This is a genomic window from Vibrio anguillarum (assembly GCF_003390515.1).
Lineage (GTDB): Bacteria > Pseudomonadota > Gammaproteobacteria > Enterobacterales > Vibrionaceae > Vibrio > Vibrio anguillarum.
The window spans coordinates 490,446-504,291 of sequence record NZ_CP031478.1 but is presented as its reverse complement, the minus strand read 5'-3'; the positions used below and the strand labels follow the sequence as shown (position 1 = coordinate 504,291).

19 protein-coding genes are annotated in these 13,846 nt (G+C 45.9%); all 19 read left to right on the top strand.

Annotation, left to right across the window (positions count from 1 at the left end):
• Positions 1-75 precede the first annotated feature (75 nt).
• The 19 genes from DD616_RS02175 to DD616_RS02090 all read left to right on the top strand — a co-directional run bounded on the left by DD616_RS02175 (position 76) and on the right by DD616_RS02090 (position 13,785).
• Positions 76-270, top strand: coding sequence for a hypothetical protein (locus DD616_RS02175; protein ID WP_208871655.1), 195 nt, complete (start codon positions 76-78; stop codon positions 268-270).
• Positions 271-343: 73 nt separating this feature from the next.
• Complete coding sequence (locus tag DD616_RS02170; RefSeq protein WP_208871654.1) at positions 344-892, top strand: toxin YdaT family protein; 549 nt, start codon at positions 344-346, stop codon at positions 890-892.
• A 71-nt stretch (positions 893-963) separates the two neighbouring features.
• Positions 964-1,098, top strand: a complete 135-nt coding sequence (locus DD616_RS17435; protein WP_256376003.1) for a hypothetical protein — start codon at positions 964-966, stop codon at positions 1,096-1,098.
• Positions 1,095-1,889: a helix-turn-helix domain-containing protein gene (locus DD616_RS02165; protein WP_208871653.1), complete on the top strand. Its 795-nt coding sequence runs from the start codon at positions 1,095-1,097 to the stop codon at positions 1,887-1,889. The genes DD616_RS17435 and DD616_RS02165 overlap by 4 nt, the downstream gene beginning before the upstream one ends.
• 2 nt (positions 1,890-1,891) lie before the next feature.
• Positions 1,892-2,626 (top strand): ATP-binding protein, encoded by a 735-nt coding sequence (locus tag DD616_RS02160; protein ID WP_208871652.1) that lies wholly within the window; start codon positions 1,892-1,894, stop codon positions 2,624-2,626.
• Positions 2,626-3,258, top strand: coding sequence for a DNA N-6-adenine-methyltransferase (locus tag DD616_RS02155; protein WP_208871651.1), 633 nt, complete (start codon positions 2,626-2,628; stop codon positions 3,256-3,258). The genes DD616_RS02160 and DD616_RS02155 overlap by 1 nt, the downstream gene beginning before the upstream one ends.
• Positions 3,255-3,770 (top strand): SAM-dependent methyltransferase, encoded by a 516-nt coding sequence (locus DD616_RS02150; protein ID WP_208871650.1) that lies wholly within the window; start codon positions 3,255-3,257, stop codon positions 3,768-3,770. The genes DD616_RS02155 and DD616_RS02150 overlap by 4 nt, the downstream gene beginning before the upstream one ends.
• Entirely contained in the window at positions 3,770-4,354 is a 585-nt protein-coding gene (locus DD616_RS02145; RefSeq protein ID WP_208871649.1) for a transposase, read from the top strand. Before DD616_RS02150 ends, DD616_RS02145 begins: the two co-directional genes overlap by 1 nt.
• 385 nt (positions 4,355-4,739) lie before the next feature.
• Entirely contained in the window at positions 4,740-4,931 is a 192-nt protein-coding gene (locus DD616_RS02140) for a hypothetical protein (RefSeq protein ID WP_208871648.1), read from the top strand.
• A complete protein-coding gene (locus DD616_RS02135) occupies positions 4,918-5,406 on the top strand; it encodes a lysozyme (protein ID WP_208871647.1) in 489 nt (162 codons plus the stop codon). The genes DD616_RS02140 and DD616_RS02135 overlap by 14 nt, the downstream gene beginning before the upstream one ends.
• Positions 5,379-5,870 carry a lysis protein gene (locus DD616_RS02130; protein ID WP_208871646.1) on the top strand — a complete coding sequence of 164 codons (492 nt, stop codon included), beginning with the start codon at positions 5,379-5,381 and terminating at the stop codon, positions 5,868-5,870. Before DD616_RS02135 ends, DD616_RS02130 begins: the two co-directional genes overlap by 28 nt.
• 147 nt (positions 5,871-6,017) lie before the next feature.
• Positions 6,018-6,656, top strand: a complete 639-nt coding sequence (locus DD616_RS02125; RefSeq protein ID WP_208871645.1) for a hypothetical protein — start codon at positions 6,018-6,020, stop codon at positions 6,654-6,656.
• A complete protein-coding gene (locus DD616_RS02120; protein ID WP_208871644.1) occupies positions 6,656-6,943 on the top strand; it encodes a hypothetical protein in 288 nt (95 codons plus the stop codon). The genes DD616_RS02125 and DD616_RS02120 overlap by 1 nt, the downstream gene beginning before the upstream one ends.
• 9 nt (positions 6,944-6,952) lie before the next feature.
• Positions 6,953-7,165 carry a hypothetical protein gene (locus DD616_RS02115; RefSeq protein WP_208871643.1) on the top strand — a complete coding sequence of 71 codons (213 nt, stop codon included), beginning with the start codon at positions 6,953-6,955 and terminating at the stop codon, positions 7,163-7,165.
• A gap of 210 nt (positions 7,166-7,375) precedes the next feature.
• Positions 7,376-7,846 (top strand): DUF1441 family protein, encoded by a 471-nt coding sequence (locus DD616_RS02110; RefSeq protein WP_208871642.1) that lies wholly within the window; start codon positions 7,376-7,378, stop codon positions 7,844-7,846.
• Positions 7,827-9,911 (top strand): terminase gpA endonuclease subunit, encoded by a 2,085-nt coding sequence (locus DD616_RS02105; protein WP_208871641.1) that lies wholly within the window; start codon positions 7,827-7,829, stop codon positions 9,909-9,911. The genes DD616_RS02110 and DD616_RS02105 overlap by 20 nt, the downstream gene beginning before the upstream one ends.
• Positions 9,908-10,126, top strand: a complete 219-nt coding sequence (locus DD616_RS02100) for a hypothetical protein (RefSeq protein ID WP_208871640.1) — start codon at positions 9,908-9,910, stop codon at positions 10,124-10,126. Before DD616_RS02105 ends, DD616_RS02100 begins: the two co-directional genes overlap by 4 nt.
• Complete coding sequence (locus DD616_RS02095; RefSeq protein WP_208871639.1) at positions 10,119-11,618, top strand: phage portal protein; 1,500 nt, start codon at positions 10,119-10,121, stop codon at positions 11,616-11,618. The genes DD616_RS02100 and DD616_RS02095 overlap by 8 nt, the downstream gene beginning before the upstream one ends.
• A complete protein-coding gene (locus tag DD616_RS02090; protein ID WP_208871638.1) occupies positions 11,611-13,785 on the top strand; it encodes a head maturation protease, ClpP-related in 2,175 nt (724 codons plus the stop codon). The genes DD616_RS02095 and DD616_RS02090 overlap by 8 nt, the downstream gene beginning before the upstream one ends.
• Positions 13,786-13,846 lie beyond the last annotated feature (61 nt).

The window sequence follows — 13,846 nt, the reverse complement described above, 5'->3', positions numbered from 1 at the left end:
AACCTTGTACCAAACGCGTACAGTCCCTTGCGGGTATGGTTGTTCTCGGTTAGTATTACCTCGGAGGTACTATTTATGTACGCAAACTACTGGCGTCAATTAGACGCATGCCAACGGGAAACCTTGGCAAGCCATTTAAAAACAAGCACCGAGTATCTGCGGTTGATCATGTTTGGGCATAAAAAGCCCGGTGCGACTTTAGCGCGTAAGCTGCATGACCGAACCAAAGGCGAAGTCGATAAACACAAACTTCGGCCAGATATTTTCTAACTTAATTGTAGCCAATTCATCACTAAATGGCGGATAGCTAAAATTCTGTACAAATAACCAGTAAGGAAAAACTATGCAGCACAGTTTAAAGAGCGTTATCCGTAACGCTGTGGAAGGGTGGCGAACTGAGGTAAGCAAAGAATACATTGCAAGCCGCGTTGCCAGTGTTTATCACCGTTTTGAGTTGAGGTTTGAAGTAGACGCTCAACGTAAAGAGCTACTAAAAAGACCGGGCATTGATGACAAAAACAATGCGCAAAACTTTTTTCGTTACCTTGAGCGTTATTCCGTGGAAGCGAAATCCACCATTATGGATCTTCTTCCGGCTATTCTCACTGCCATGCCTGTCGAACGTGCTTGTGCAGCGCTAAATCAGTTTTTTAACCCGCTTGGGTTTTCTGTTGCTGCTATTGGTGCAAACCACACTAAATCAAGCCGTGACGACCTGCTAGCAAGCCAAAACAAAGAAACCAGTGAGGCGTTCCGCGCGGTTATTTTGTTACGTGAAAACGCCAGTATTGACCAACTGCGTGATGCGTACCGAGAAGTGCAGGAAGCGCAAAACAGCCATGACCCAATTTTAGAGTACCTAGAAACGTTAATGAGCAAAAAAGCGGCGTAGTGACTGACCATCACACATACGCGTGACGCATAACGCTATTTGATAGCATTGATAACGGAGAACTTTGTGCAATGAGTCTTTATATCGTTTTAACCAGTGGCCTCCGCTCTTGGATGTACGCCACTGCTGAGGGTAAACGTGTGGTTTCTCGCGAGGAAGCTGCGGCCATTTTCCACCGAATGAAAGCAGATAGGGCGGCAGTATGAGTATTAAAATTATGTCTGCCGTGTGGGATGTTTCTGCGTTTAAAGGTAACCAGAAACTTATCCTGCTTTGCCTTGCTGATTTTGCCAGTGATGAAGGTTATGCATGGCCAAGTATTGGCACGGTTGCAAGAAAGTGCGGCGTGTCTAAAACAACACTAAAAAGCCAAATTAAGACACTTATTGATCTTGGCGTTCTTAAAGTAAAGCATCGTAAGAAAGAAAACAGCCGAAATAACGATTCAAATATGTACTGGATTGACCTTGCAACTATCAGAAAAATGGAGCTGACCGAGGTCGAAAATAAACCTAGGTCAAATTCCGACCTAGGTCAAAATACGCTTGAGGGTGGGTCAAATTCCGACCCCAAACCATCATTAATAGATCCACCAATATTAAAAGATAACCCCCTTAATCCCCCTAGTGATGAAATTGAGCCGAAATTGGAGCCTAAAAAACCCAAGCGTTCTAGCGGTAAGAAAACAAACTTTCCAAGTGATTTTAAGCTCACCGATGAAATGAGCGCTTGGTACGCTGAGCAAAAGGATTTTGTGATGGGTATTGTTTACGCTACCGAGCAATGGCGAGATGCAATGATGTCGAGAGGTAGCACCTATGTCGATTGGGTTGCAGCGTGGCGCAGTGGGATGCGGTTACAGAACCAGTGGGCAAGAGAGCGCGGGTTTGTGAAAGGTCAGGCGCTTACTGTGAAACCAACCACCGCGCAAGTTGGTGAAAGCTATCGCGATGGTATGGATGTTTCGAAATACCAATTACCGGAACGCAGGGGGTAGCCATGAGCTCATTACAACAACTTCGTGCCAGAATTCCTGCGCACATTCAGCCATACAGCCGCGCGCAAATGGAAGAAATTCGCAAGCGTGAGGAAGAAGAAACCAGCCGTAAGATCTTCCAGCAACATCAAGTTGCCAAAGTGCAAAGCGCGCTGGGCCGTAGCGGTATTGGTAAGAAACACGCCAAGTGTCGTTTGGATAATTACATTACCGAAACGCAAGGCCAGCGAGTGGCGTATAACCATGCTAACACATGGCTGGGTGACTACCTGAAAGCGCCCCATAACCGCAGTTTTGTGTATTCAGGCACAACGGGTACGGGCAAGAACCACCTTGCTTCAGCCATTGGTAACAACCTGTTGGCGCGCGGTAAGTCGGTGATGCTGCTTTCTGTCCCTGATTTGATGTTGAAGATCCGCGACAAATACAATTCAAGCAGTGTGATGACCGAGGCGAAGTTTATTGAAGTGCTTAGCCAGGTTGATCTACTGGTGCTTGATGAAGTGGGTGTGCAGCGCAAGAACGACCATGAAAACATTATGCTGAGTACGATCATCGATGCGCGCTGGTCGAACGACTTGCCAACCGGCATTCTCACCAACCTTGGGTATGAAGAACTGCAAAGCTTGCTTAGTGAGCGAGTGGTAGAACGCTTGCTCGATAACGGCGGTGAGTGGGTGTCGTTTGCGTGGGAAAGCTTTCGCGTGAAGTCGCGAAATAAACCGGAGGGCGCGTAATGGCAATTTTAGTGAATTCTACATCGCCAGCGGAAGATAAAAACCGATGGGGTACAACGTGGGAATGCTTTGGTGATGGACAAGCGTTGTATGGGCGAGAGTTTAAATTGGATGTCTGTGCAGAGCCAGCAACGGCCAAAGTGAACCGGTTCTATACATCGATTGATTGGTTAGAGCACCGCGCGGGTAACTACTTTCAACGTGGTGTTGGTTTTGCCACTAACGACTTTAACCCGAACGCGAAAATAGTCGGCTTTGATGCACTTGAGCAGCGATGGGAAAATGATTTTTGGTGTAACCCGCCGTTTGACTTAAAGCAGTTGTTTATCAAAAAGGCTTATCAAGAAGCCAGAGTAGGGCTAAGTGGGATGATGCTATTACCCTATGAACCCGCAACCACTTGGTGGCGTGAATTGGTCGATGGTAAAGCTACCGCCATTTATGAACCGGATGGCCGCTACAACTTTTTTGATATTGATGGGAAAACCAAAAAGCGCGGCGTTAACTTTCCTTCAGCTTTTGTACTTTGGACACCGCACCACATGCACTACACACCGAAAATTCCATTTAAAAGAGGTGTGGCGAGTGATATGGGGCTTAACTTTCTTTATCCACTACAGGAGGTGGCATGAATAAGATTAACACGCTGATTCTTGATGCATGCTGCGGTGCGAAAATGATGTGGTTCGATAAGCAGAACCCTCTAACCCTATTTAATGACATTCGTGAATTGGAGACGAATCTTTGTGATGGGCGCGAGTTTTCTGTAAGTCCTGATGTGACTTATGATTTTACAAATCTGGATTTTCCTGATTGCAAATTTAAGTTAGTTGTTTTTGATCCTCCTCATTTGAATAAGATTGGTGATGATGCATGGATGGCGATTAAATACGGGAAACTTCCTGAAGATTGGCGGGAAATGCTTTCTAATGGATTTGCTGAGTGCTTTCGAGTTCTAGAGAATAATGGAATTCTTATTTTTAAATGGAATGAGATTCAGATTAAAACAACCCAAATTTTAGACTGTGTAGAGTTCGCACCATTATTCGGACACCCTAGTGGTAAAAGAGCTGATACTCATTGGATCGTTTTTATGAAGAATGAAAGCATGCGCAAAGACAACAAATGTGAGGAGGCGGCATAATGCGACCTGAAACGTTATTGGCTAAATTTGATTTGAAAGGGCTTAACTACGAACAAATGCACAACGGCGGTGGTAAAGGCTTGTTCTCGCTAGAAGAACAGCTTGCGATGGTTGGTGTGACGTGGAAGGAATCACCAGTTGGTTTTTTGGTGTTGTTTGTAGAAGTTCAGAACAATGCACATTCCAGACGAATGCTTGAGAAAGCTGTGATGCTTGAAGTGATCAGCCAAACTCAAAAGTGGCGCGGCCAGAAATGCGAGCAAGCCTTTGTTGCATTAGTTCGCGTGGCTATTGAAGAGTCGATTAACCCGCTAGGCCAAGTTTGCCCTGCGTGTGGTGGTACTGGCACTTATAGAACAGATCGCCGTCAAACCCGCAATTGTGTTCATTGTCACGATGGTCGTATTGAATGGAACTACGAACAACGCTTTGCTGCAATGTGTTCTGCTGAGTTTGCTTGCACTTACAGCATGTTTAAGCGTTATCACGAAGTGCTAGAACCAATCACGAAATGGCTTTCTGCAAAACGTAACGCAGCAATGCTGGCGCTGATGGAAAGAATTGAACGAGAAGAGGCGGCTTAGATAAGCATTACTAAATGCGACGAGGGAATTACTTTTTGTTATTGCTGTTGTTCTTTAATGCTTTTTTCGATTAAGTTTTATACAAACAATAAGTAACGCCTTCCTTTGCTGTCATTAACCAAAAGCGCCCTTAGGGGCGTTTTTTATTTTTATGCACAACATCTAGTGGGTGAGTGTTGACATTCACCCCTAAATGGAGCAGTATTACCACGATGCAGAGCCTCACCTATTCGGTGGGGCTTTTGTGTTTCTGACATTTGTTACTCTGTTTTGCGCCTTTATGGCGCTTTTTTTGTGCTTGTCATTTCTCATCTAGCTCAACAGTTCTGTGGGGCTTTTTATTTTAAACCAAGTAAGCAAAAGGACACTCCAGCAGGGGGTGGATATGCGTATGAATGAAAAAATTTCCAGCTCAATGTCTTACTGGTGGAACGGTTTAATGGCTTTCTTTGGTGGGGTATCAACGGATGGTTACATAGTTATTATCTCATTAGCCGGTATGTTGTTAACTGCGTGGATAAATAATTACTGGCAGAAGAAGCGGTTTAAAGCGGAATTTGGCAATGAGCAAAGTTAATAACATTACTCGGTCGCTCATCGCTGCTGGCGCTGGTGCGATTGCGATTGCGGTTTCAATGATAAAGCCGCTTGAAGGAATAGAATATATTCCGTATCGCGATGTCGTTGGTGTCCTTACGGTTTGCTACGGCACTACAGGGCCAGATGTTATCGAAGGGAAGGTATACACAAAAGAAGAGTGTGAATACTTCTTACGGCGAGACTTAAAGAAGATCGAGCGACAAATACTTCCGATGATTAAGCCAGCACTTCCAGAGCCAACAAAATCAGCGCTTTACTCTTTTACTTACAATGTTGGTGTGGGTGCGTTCTCTCGCTCAACGTTGCTTAAAAAATTGAACGCTGGTGATATAACAGGCGCTTGCAGTGAACTGAAGCGGTGGGTGTATGCGGGCGGTCAGAAGTGGAAAGGATTGATCACTCGCAGACAGATTGAGGGCGAGGTATGTCAACTTCAGCTTACTGGAAAATGATCGTCGCTGGCGTCATTACTATCGTAATCATCGCACTTTTTAGTTTGTATTCAGTAGAGAAAGCAAACCGCAAGGTAGTGCAAACGAAGCTTGATAAGGCAACGGAAGAGCGTGATTCACTAGTTGAGCTAAACAACAGACAAGTCGCCAAAATTAAATCCTTCAATGAACTCAGCACTAAACATGCGGAGGAAGCCGCTAATGCAAAGAAAGAAATTGACTCTCTTCGTGCTGACGTTCGCAACGGCGCTAAGCGGGTGTTCATCAAAGCCAGTTGTCCTGAGCCAGTGCCCAAAGTCGATAGCGCCAGAAGCGTGGGCGATGCAGGAGCCGCCGAAGTTGAACGAGCAGTTGCAGAAGATATTCTCGATCTCCGAGAAATGAACTCAAAAGCCATCAGGCAGATCCATTATTTACAAGGCTACATTCTTACTCAATGCTCGCTAGCCAGTCACTCTGATTAAAGCGGCCCGCTTGCTGCCTTAAAGCAAGCAAACCTATCACCGCCAAGAGCAAAAGCGTGCATTCTTTTTTGGTGTCGTCGAGCACCTAAGGCTTAGGCCATTATCCACAGTGCTTACGGCGGTGACCCTTTTATAAGTGAGTTAATCATGTTGAAACCTATTTTACCTAGGGTTTTGCCTTCAATCTTGAATCGAATGAATCAGCATGCTTCGGTGCAAGTGTTTGCACTTTCATTTGATGGTTTAGCTCAGTATGTTCAATTTAGTCAGCCAGTTGTCATTCCAGAAAATACCGACTTTGAAATAGAGGTTTGCGTGTCAGGCGTTAGGACTGATGCTTTTCAGTCTATTTTTTCAGGCCCAACGATCAACGATTTTTTTAGAGCGTTAACTAATGGTGATGGCATACAAGTTTACGCAGGTGGTTATGTTGTGAGTTGGACAGGGGCTAATTTAAACGTTTCTGAAACTCATGTTTATGGATTGCGAAGAGTTGGTGTCACGATATCAATTATTATTGATGGCGTAGTGGTTTCAACTCGTACCGGATCCAGTTCGCAGGTCGTGATTGATCGGTTAATGCGTTCTTGGGGGACGTCTTCTTATTCACTTGGCGTTCCTCGGTTGTTTAAGGCTTGGGTTAATGGTGACAAAAGCAGCGGGCAATTAGTTTTAGATTTGCCACTGACTAAGCGCGAGATGGGTGCTATTCAGTACGCCAATTCTCCTAGTAATTTTACCGCTGAAATCATTAATTATACCGACGCTATGTGGACGGAAATCTAATGTATCAAGTTTATGCTTTTCTTACTTTGGCAGGCTGGCAGCAGCTTGCTGCGGAGCAATGGCCGCATGCCGTTGATGTAGGCAGTAATTATAAGTTGATTGTTTTTACCAATGAACAAGAGCCTAAACTTGAGGCTTTGGCTATAAGTCATGGTTTTAAGGTGAAACGCCTAACGGCTGTTCGAACTATTAATGCAATGACCGCGAGTTCTGTTGGTCCGTTTGTTTGCAGTTACGATATTGCTCAAAAAGTCGTACAGCATTTTTCTCCAATCGAAGTTGAATAGGTGGGGCTTATGCCGCTGCATACTAATGAAATGCCGTTTGATCATCTTGGTGGTTATTTGCAAGTCGAAGTCGTTGGTTCTGGGACGGCTCAGCTTCAAGTTAATTCTGGAGAGAACTGGGTAAATTGCGGAGAGCCTTTATCAGAAGGTGTTTACTGTGATTTATTCAAGCCAGCGGTATATCGCTTCTCTCTTACGGATGCTACGGCATTTACTCGATAGTTCCCCCGCGTTGGCTTCTCGCTGTCTTAATTCGTTAGCTATGACCACGAAGCGGTTTACCGCTTACTCCTTACGTGTGAGCGCGAGTTCAGAATCAAAAAGAAGCAAGTCAAAGGTGAGACTCCTTACATTACTGGCAACGTCAACCATAGGCGACAAGGGCGTGACCACTCGGAGAGTCGGGAAAATTTTTATAACTTTGAGGAAGAAATGAACAATGAAAAACGCTTATGGAACTTGTCAGAGTTAGAAGTCTTTGGGTATCACCGTTCAACTATTCGTAAAAAGCTGAAAAACGCAGGGATAGAACCAACTGCGCATAAAGGTTCGACCCCACTTTATGATGTGGTTCAGGTTGTGCCTTACCTCTGCCAAGCCCCTATCAAACAAAGTGATGCGCCGGATTTAATGGGCTTTAAAACGGCTGCTGAGATGCGCGCTTATGTGCAAGGGCAGCGTGAAAAGTTAGCGCTAATGAAAGACGCGGCAGAAATTGTAACCAGAGAAGATTTTGAAAACGAAATAGCCGTGTGTATTGCAGGGGTGAAAGGGTTTAAAGATAAAGTTATTACCCGTATTGAGTCGTCTATTCCGTCGGCTACTCCTCAGCAATTGGAAGATTTAGAACGGCTATTGAATTTTGATTTAAAGGCGGTAGCAGATGAGCTTGGATCAGTTTGATAGTCGCCTTGGGGTTCAGTTCGCAGATGCGAAATCTATTCGTCGTGGACTTGCGTATTTGTGTGAGCCTACAAATAAAACCCCAGTTCAAGCCGCTGATGAAGATCTGTGGATTTCAGACGGCACGGACGTCACTAAGTTTTTATCGACTCAAGTGCCTTACATGCGTGAGCCGTTGGAGTGCCTAGCAAGGCGTATATATGAAGCTGTGATCGTAGTTGGCCCCGCACGTTCGGGTAAAACAAAAGCGATGGTAGAAGGGTGGATTAACTACGCCGTCACTCAAGCCCCCGGCGACATGTTGCTGATCTACAGTACCAAAACCAAAGCAGCAGACATGAGTAAAGTCGATTTAGATCGCTGCTTTCATGCGACACCGGGCATTGCAAAATTAAAAACGGGGCGAAAGTCAGACGACAATATCACCTCGAAGAAATTCAAAAATGGCATGAATCTAAAGTTAGATTCAGCCACAGAAACCAGTTTATCCGCATCGACTTACCGCTATGCAGGCTGTACCGACTACGATCGCGCGGATGATTCTGTTGGTGAAGAAGGCTCTAAATTCGAGCTTATGCTAATGCGCGTTCAAAACGCGAAATCTTCCGGCATGGTGATGGCGGAATCTTCCCCTGGTCGTATTGTCCGTAACCCCAAGCCAGTTGAAGAGTTGGCCCCGCATGAGGCGCAGCCTTGTGGCGGTATTGCTTCATTATACAACCAAGGCGATAGGCGTCGTTTTTATTGGCAGTGTGATGATTGCAAAGCGTGGTTTAGGCCGGATTTTGAAACCCTGAAATGGGAAGAACACAAAGACCCGTTAGAATCGGCTAAAACAGCTTGGGTAGAATGCCCTCGCTGTACGCATCGAATTAACGAGTCACAAAAACAAGATAAAAACCTAAGCGGTGATTGGTTTCGTGAAGGGGCGATCACTCAATATGGCGAAGTGGTTGAGGATGAATCACAGATAAGAAGCTCCAAGTGGGCTACGTTTTGGTTTGAGGGCATTGTAGCCGCTTACGCAAGTTGGGAAAACTTAGTGTATCGCTACTTAAATGCAGACACTCAATACCAAGATAGTGGTGATGAAGAGGCTTTAAAGTCATTTATCAACACAAGGATGGGGCGTTCTTATATTCTGCAATCTCGTGCTTTAGAGGTGGGATCGCACGAACTGATGCAGCGCGCATTAGATCATCCGCGCAGTGTTGTTCCTCATGATGGCCGCTTTATTGTGATGTCGATAGACGTTCAAGGCGGTAAATCTAACCCGCGCTTTATTGTACAAGCGCACGTTTATGGCCTTGGCCTGCAGCGTTGGGTGATTGATCGCTTTGAAATACTTACCACCAAACACCGCAATGGTGATCGCATTAATCCTGCGGTTTACCCAGAAGACTGGGATTTGCTGGTTGATGAAGTGATGAAGAAAACCTACTCGCTTGCCGATGGTTCTGGCCGTGTCATGAAGCCTGTTTTAACGCTGTGTGATTCTGGCGGCTCAGCAGGTGAAAAGGACGGCAAACAAACGTCGGTGACTGACTTTGCTTACCAGTTTTATAACCGGCTTAAATCACAAGGTTTGGCACATTTGTTCCGCTTGGTTAAGGGAGCAAGCCGAGATATTGATCACCTAGTTAAAGAAAGCCACCCAGACAAGCGCAGTAAAATCGCACATGGTGAAATCAAGCTGCTTTTACTGCATACCAATCGCCTTAAAAACCGTGTTACGGCCAGTTATTCGCGCCTTGAATTTGGTTCACGCTATTTTCATTTGCCCGGATGGGCTGAACGGAATTGGTTTGATGAACTGACAGCGGAATACATTGATGAAAAAGGCAATTGGGTTTGCCCGCCAAACACCCGAAACGAAAGCTTAGATTTATGCGCTTACGCGGAAGCGGGTATGCATTATTTAGGTGGCGACGACATTGATTGGAACAGCCCGCCCGCATGGGCCGCACCTTGGCAAATTAACCCGAACGTGGTGGATGCTAACGTGAAACCAGAATTTGAACGCAAGCAGCGCCGATACAACCATTCAAGAGGTATTTACGGATGACAGCATTACCCACTAACCGTGAACGCCTTGCATGGTACGTTGCGGCAGAGCAAAAAATTCTGATGCAGCAAGAAGTGACAACCGCAGAAGGCGAAAAACTGACGCTTGCCAGTTTGGCAACGGTACGCGTAGAGATAGAGCGTTTGACTCGATTGATCGCTCAAGAAGCACTTGGCGGCAGGCGCAGCATGATTAGGAGGAATTACCTTGAGTAATCCGTTAAACCTATTCGATAAGATGGTGGCGGTATTTAACCCCGAAAAGGGTTTAAAGCGACTGTATGACCGAACGCTGCTGAACAAATACACCGCTGCGTTACCTGCCGACCCCAAAACAAAGCAAAAGCGTAAATTTTCAAAGTCCTCAGCGAACGAACTCAATAAAGGCGCGAAAGCGATTTATGAAAGAGCGCGAGATGGCGACGAAAATAACCCATTTGTGACGGCCATTCTTGATGAGCTGTGCGCGAACGTTGTTGGGCCCAACGGTATTATGGTTGAGCCGCAACCGCTTGATCACAAAGGTGAGGTTCACATTGAATTTGCTCAAGCCATTTCAAAGTGGTGGGAGCTGCATTCGCTTGCGCAAAATATTGATAACGAAACGTCCCGCAGTGAAACGGAATGGCTAGCGTGTCGAACTTGGTTGCGCGACGGGGAAGTGTTTGGCCGAATGTACATGGGCCATCACCCAGAAATTAGTTACCCGTCTACTACGCCCTTTGCTATTCAGCCATTTGAGCCGCAATTCGTGCCGCGCCATATTACTGAATTGGAAGGTGGCTTGATTGAAGGGATTAAGCGTAACAAGCTCGGACAAGCCATCAGCTATTTGATCCAAAAGGATTCAAATGGTTTTGAGTTTGCCGAAGTCGATGCCATGTTTATTTGTCATTTGAAGTTTACGCGGCGCTTACATCAAAACCGTGGCATATCGATACTGCACTCGGTGCTTGATCTCATCTCTCGTTTAGAAAGTTACGATAACTCTGAAATGGTGAGTGCCGATCTTGCTTCGCGCTTTTCTTACTACATTAAGCGTGACCCTACGCTTGGTGCTGACAATAACGATGCCCTTTCACGAAGCAGCGACATCTTCCTTGGTATGGGTAACTCGTTTGAGTTAGCGCCCGGTGAAGATGCAGGGATTGTGGAATCTAACCGTAAAGAGGCGATGAGCGCGCCGTTTCGAGGCGGTCAGCAAAAGTTAGTCAGTAGTGCGGTTGGAGTAAACAACTCTTCAGTCACACGAAACTACGATGGTGCGTATTCATCGAACCGCCAAGAACTGGTTGATTCCTACGCCCGCTATCGAGTGCTGCAACGTAAGTTCGTACTGAATTGGACACGCCCGCAGTACCGTTATGCGCTTTCAATGGCGATCCTCAAGGGTGAATTGAAAATCCCAACAAGCGTTGATGCTTCCAGCGTTTACAACGCGATTTACCAAGCCCCTGTTATGCCGTGGATTGACCCGAAAAAAGAGATGGACGGAATCGAAAAAGGTTCGCGCCTTGGTTTGTTCTCTCTTAGCCAAGCCCAGCGTGAACGCAACATTAACCCACTGGCAACCCGCAAAGAAATTCAAGCCGAACGCAAGCAGCTTAATGAGATGGGCATAATTAGCACCGCTGATCCTGCTCATAACATTGCACCTGTTGATCAAATCAAAACCAACGAAAAAGGCGAGGGAGTTCTCGATGCCTAAACCAACCGATAAACGCTGGTATACGTTAACGAACGAAGCCGACGACAAGCCAGCGCAACTTTCCATTCACGGCATTATTGGCAGCAATCACATTGCTGCCATTGATCTTGTTGCTGCTTTGCAGACGATTGGAACCAAAGATATTAAGGTTCATATTCATACTCGTGGTGGTGGTGTGTACGAAGGTATTGCAGTGCATAACGCACTGAAAGCTCATAAAGGTAAGACGACAGGTGTGGTTGATGGGCTTGTGGCTTCCATTGGTACTTATGTGCTGAGCGCGTGTGATGTTCGCCAAATGCCGTCAAACACATCGATGATGATCCACAACCCGAAAATTGGTGCGTGGGGCGAAGAGGATGATTTAGAAGCCGCACTGCAACAGTGGAAAAATTCGCGTGAGTTAATTTCCCAAGAATACGTGGAGCGTTCTGGCAGCAAAAAGACGTTGGAAGACTTCCTTGAAGCGATGAAGAAAGAAACATGGTTCACCGCTGAAAAAGCCCTTGAGTGGGGCTTGGTTGATGAGGTGATTGACCCGGTTGATTTAACCAACTGCTTTACCGAAGACGATATTCAGGACATTTCGAATTACAAAAACGTGCCTGATTCATTAATCAATGGTTTCAATTTGCAACCCGTTAAAGGCAGCAAACGAGAACCGACCAAACAGGCGGCAGACGCCGACCCTAATCATTTACAAAACCATTTAGACGAACAGGTAAGCGATATGCCGAAACCACTAACACCTGAAGAACTGCAAAACGCAGTCAAAGCAGAAAACAAACGCCAGCAAGATATTCGTGCTTTATGTGTAAAGCATAACGTAGGTGATGAGCTGGCCAACAAATTGTTAGAAGATACAGAATGTTCTGTAGAGCAGGCGTCCAGCCAAATTCTACTCAATATGGGTAACGAAAAAGAGAATCTTCGTAACCTTTGCAAAACCTTAAACCTGAGTGATGAATTGACTAATCAGGTTCTCAATAACCCGAACATTACGATTGAAACCGCCAGTGAACAGTTACTGAATGCGTTGGGTGATCATAGCAGTTCGGGTACCAAAGCAAACTTAACCGCAACTCATCTACACATTGGCAATGGCGATCACGTAAAAGAAGAACTTCAAAACGCACTGAATGCCCGTGCTGGTGTGGCTGAGTTAGACAAGCAAAACTCGTTTGGTCATGAATCATTACTGAACATGGCTCGTGCTAGCTTGGGCGTCAATGCGGGTACGGGGTTAACCAAAAACGAACTGGTTAACCGCGCGTTTAACAGTGGCGATTTTGGCGACATCATTACCGAGAGTATTCGCACGGTAATGCGTGATGAAACCAAGGTGCGTGCGCCATTGTGGCGTGAACTGGCAAACGTGGAAAACCTCAGCGATTTTCGTGAAACCGAGTTGGTAATGGTGAATGATGCGCCGGACTTGATGGCCATTGGTGAAGACGGTGAATATAAATCCGCATTGCTAAAAGGTAGCGGTGAGCGTATTCAATTGGCGACCTTTGGCCGAGCGATTCAATTTACCCGCCAAGCGATCATCAATGATGAAATTGGCTTGATTGCTAAGGTGCCACGCAAGTTCATGCAAGCGGGCTACCGCTTATCAGATAAGTTGATGATCAACTCTATTTTGAGCGGGAAAATGGGTGATGGTAAATCTGTATTCCAAGCTGCGCCAAGCGCCGAAAAGTGGGGAAACCTTGTCGCTAACATTCCCGCCAATGATTACGCGGCGCTTATCATGGCACTGCATAAAGTATTCGCTACTGCAACCAGCGTACCGTTTGGCGGTGATAAAGACGGCGGCGGCGATGCGCTAGATTTGCGCGGTGAGTTCTTGATTGCTCACCCAGATCACGCATCCATGCTTGAAGCGGTATTGAATACGGCCAGTAAGCCAGACAGCTTTAACCCTGCTTATAAGAAGTTCAATAAAGTGATTGAAACGGCGCGCTTAACTGACGTGAATGGTGCGATCGCTCTGACATCGAAAGACTTTGATTCAGTAGTCATGGGCTTCCTTGATGGACAGCAAGACCCTTGGTTAGAAACGGGTGACGGCTGGACAAGCGACGGTGCGAAATTCCGCATTACTTACGATATTTCATCGAAAGTCGTTGATCGCCGTGGTATTGCGAAAGCAACCTTTGAGTAAATCAGAAGCAATCAAACCAAGGGTGAGCGTGTCTCGCCCTTTTGTTTATCTAGATAAAAAT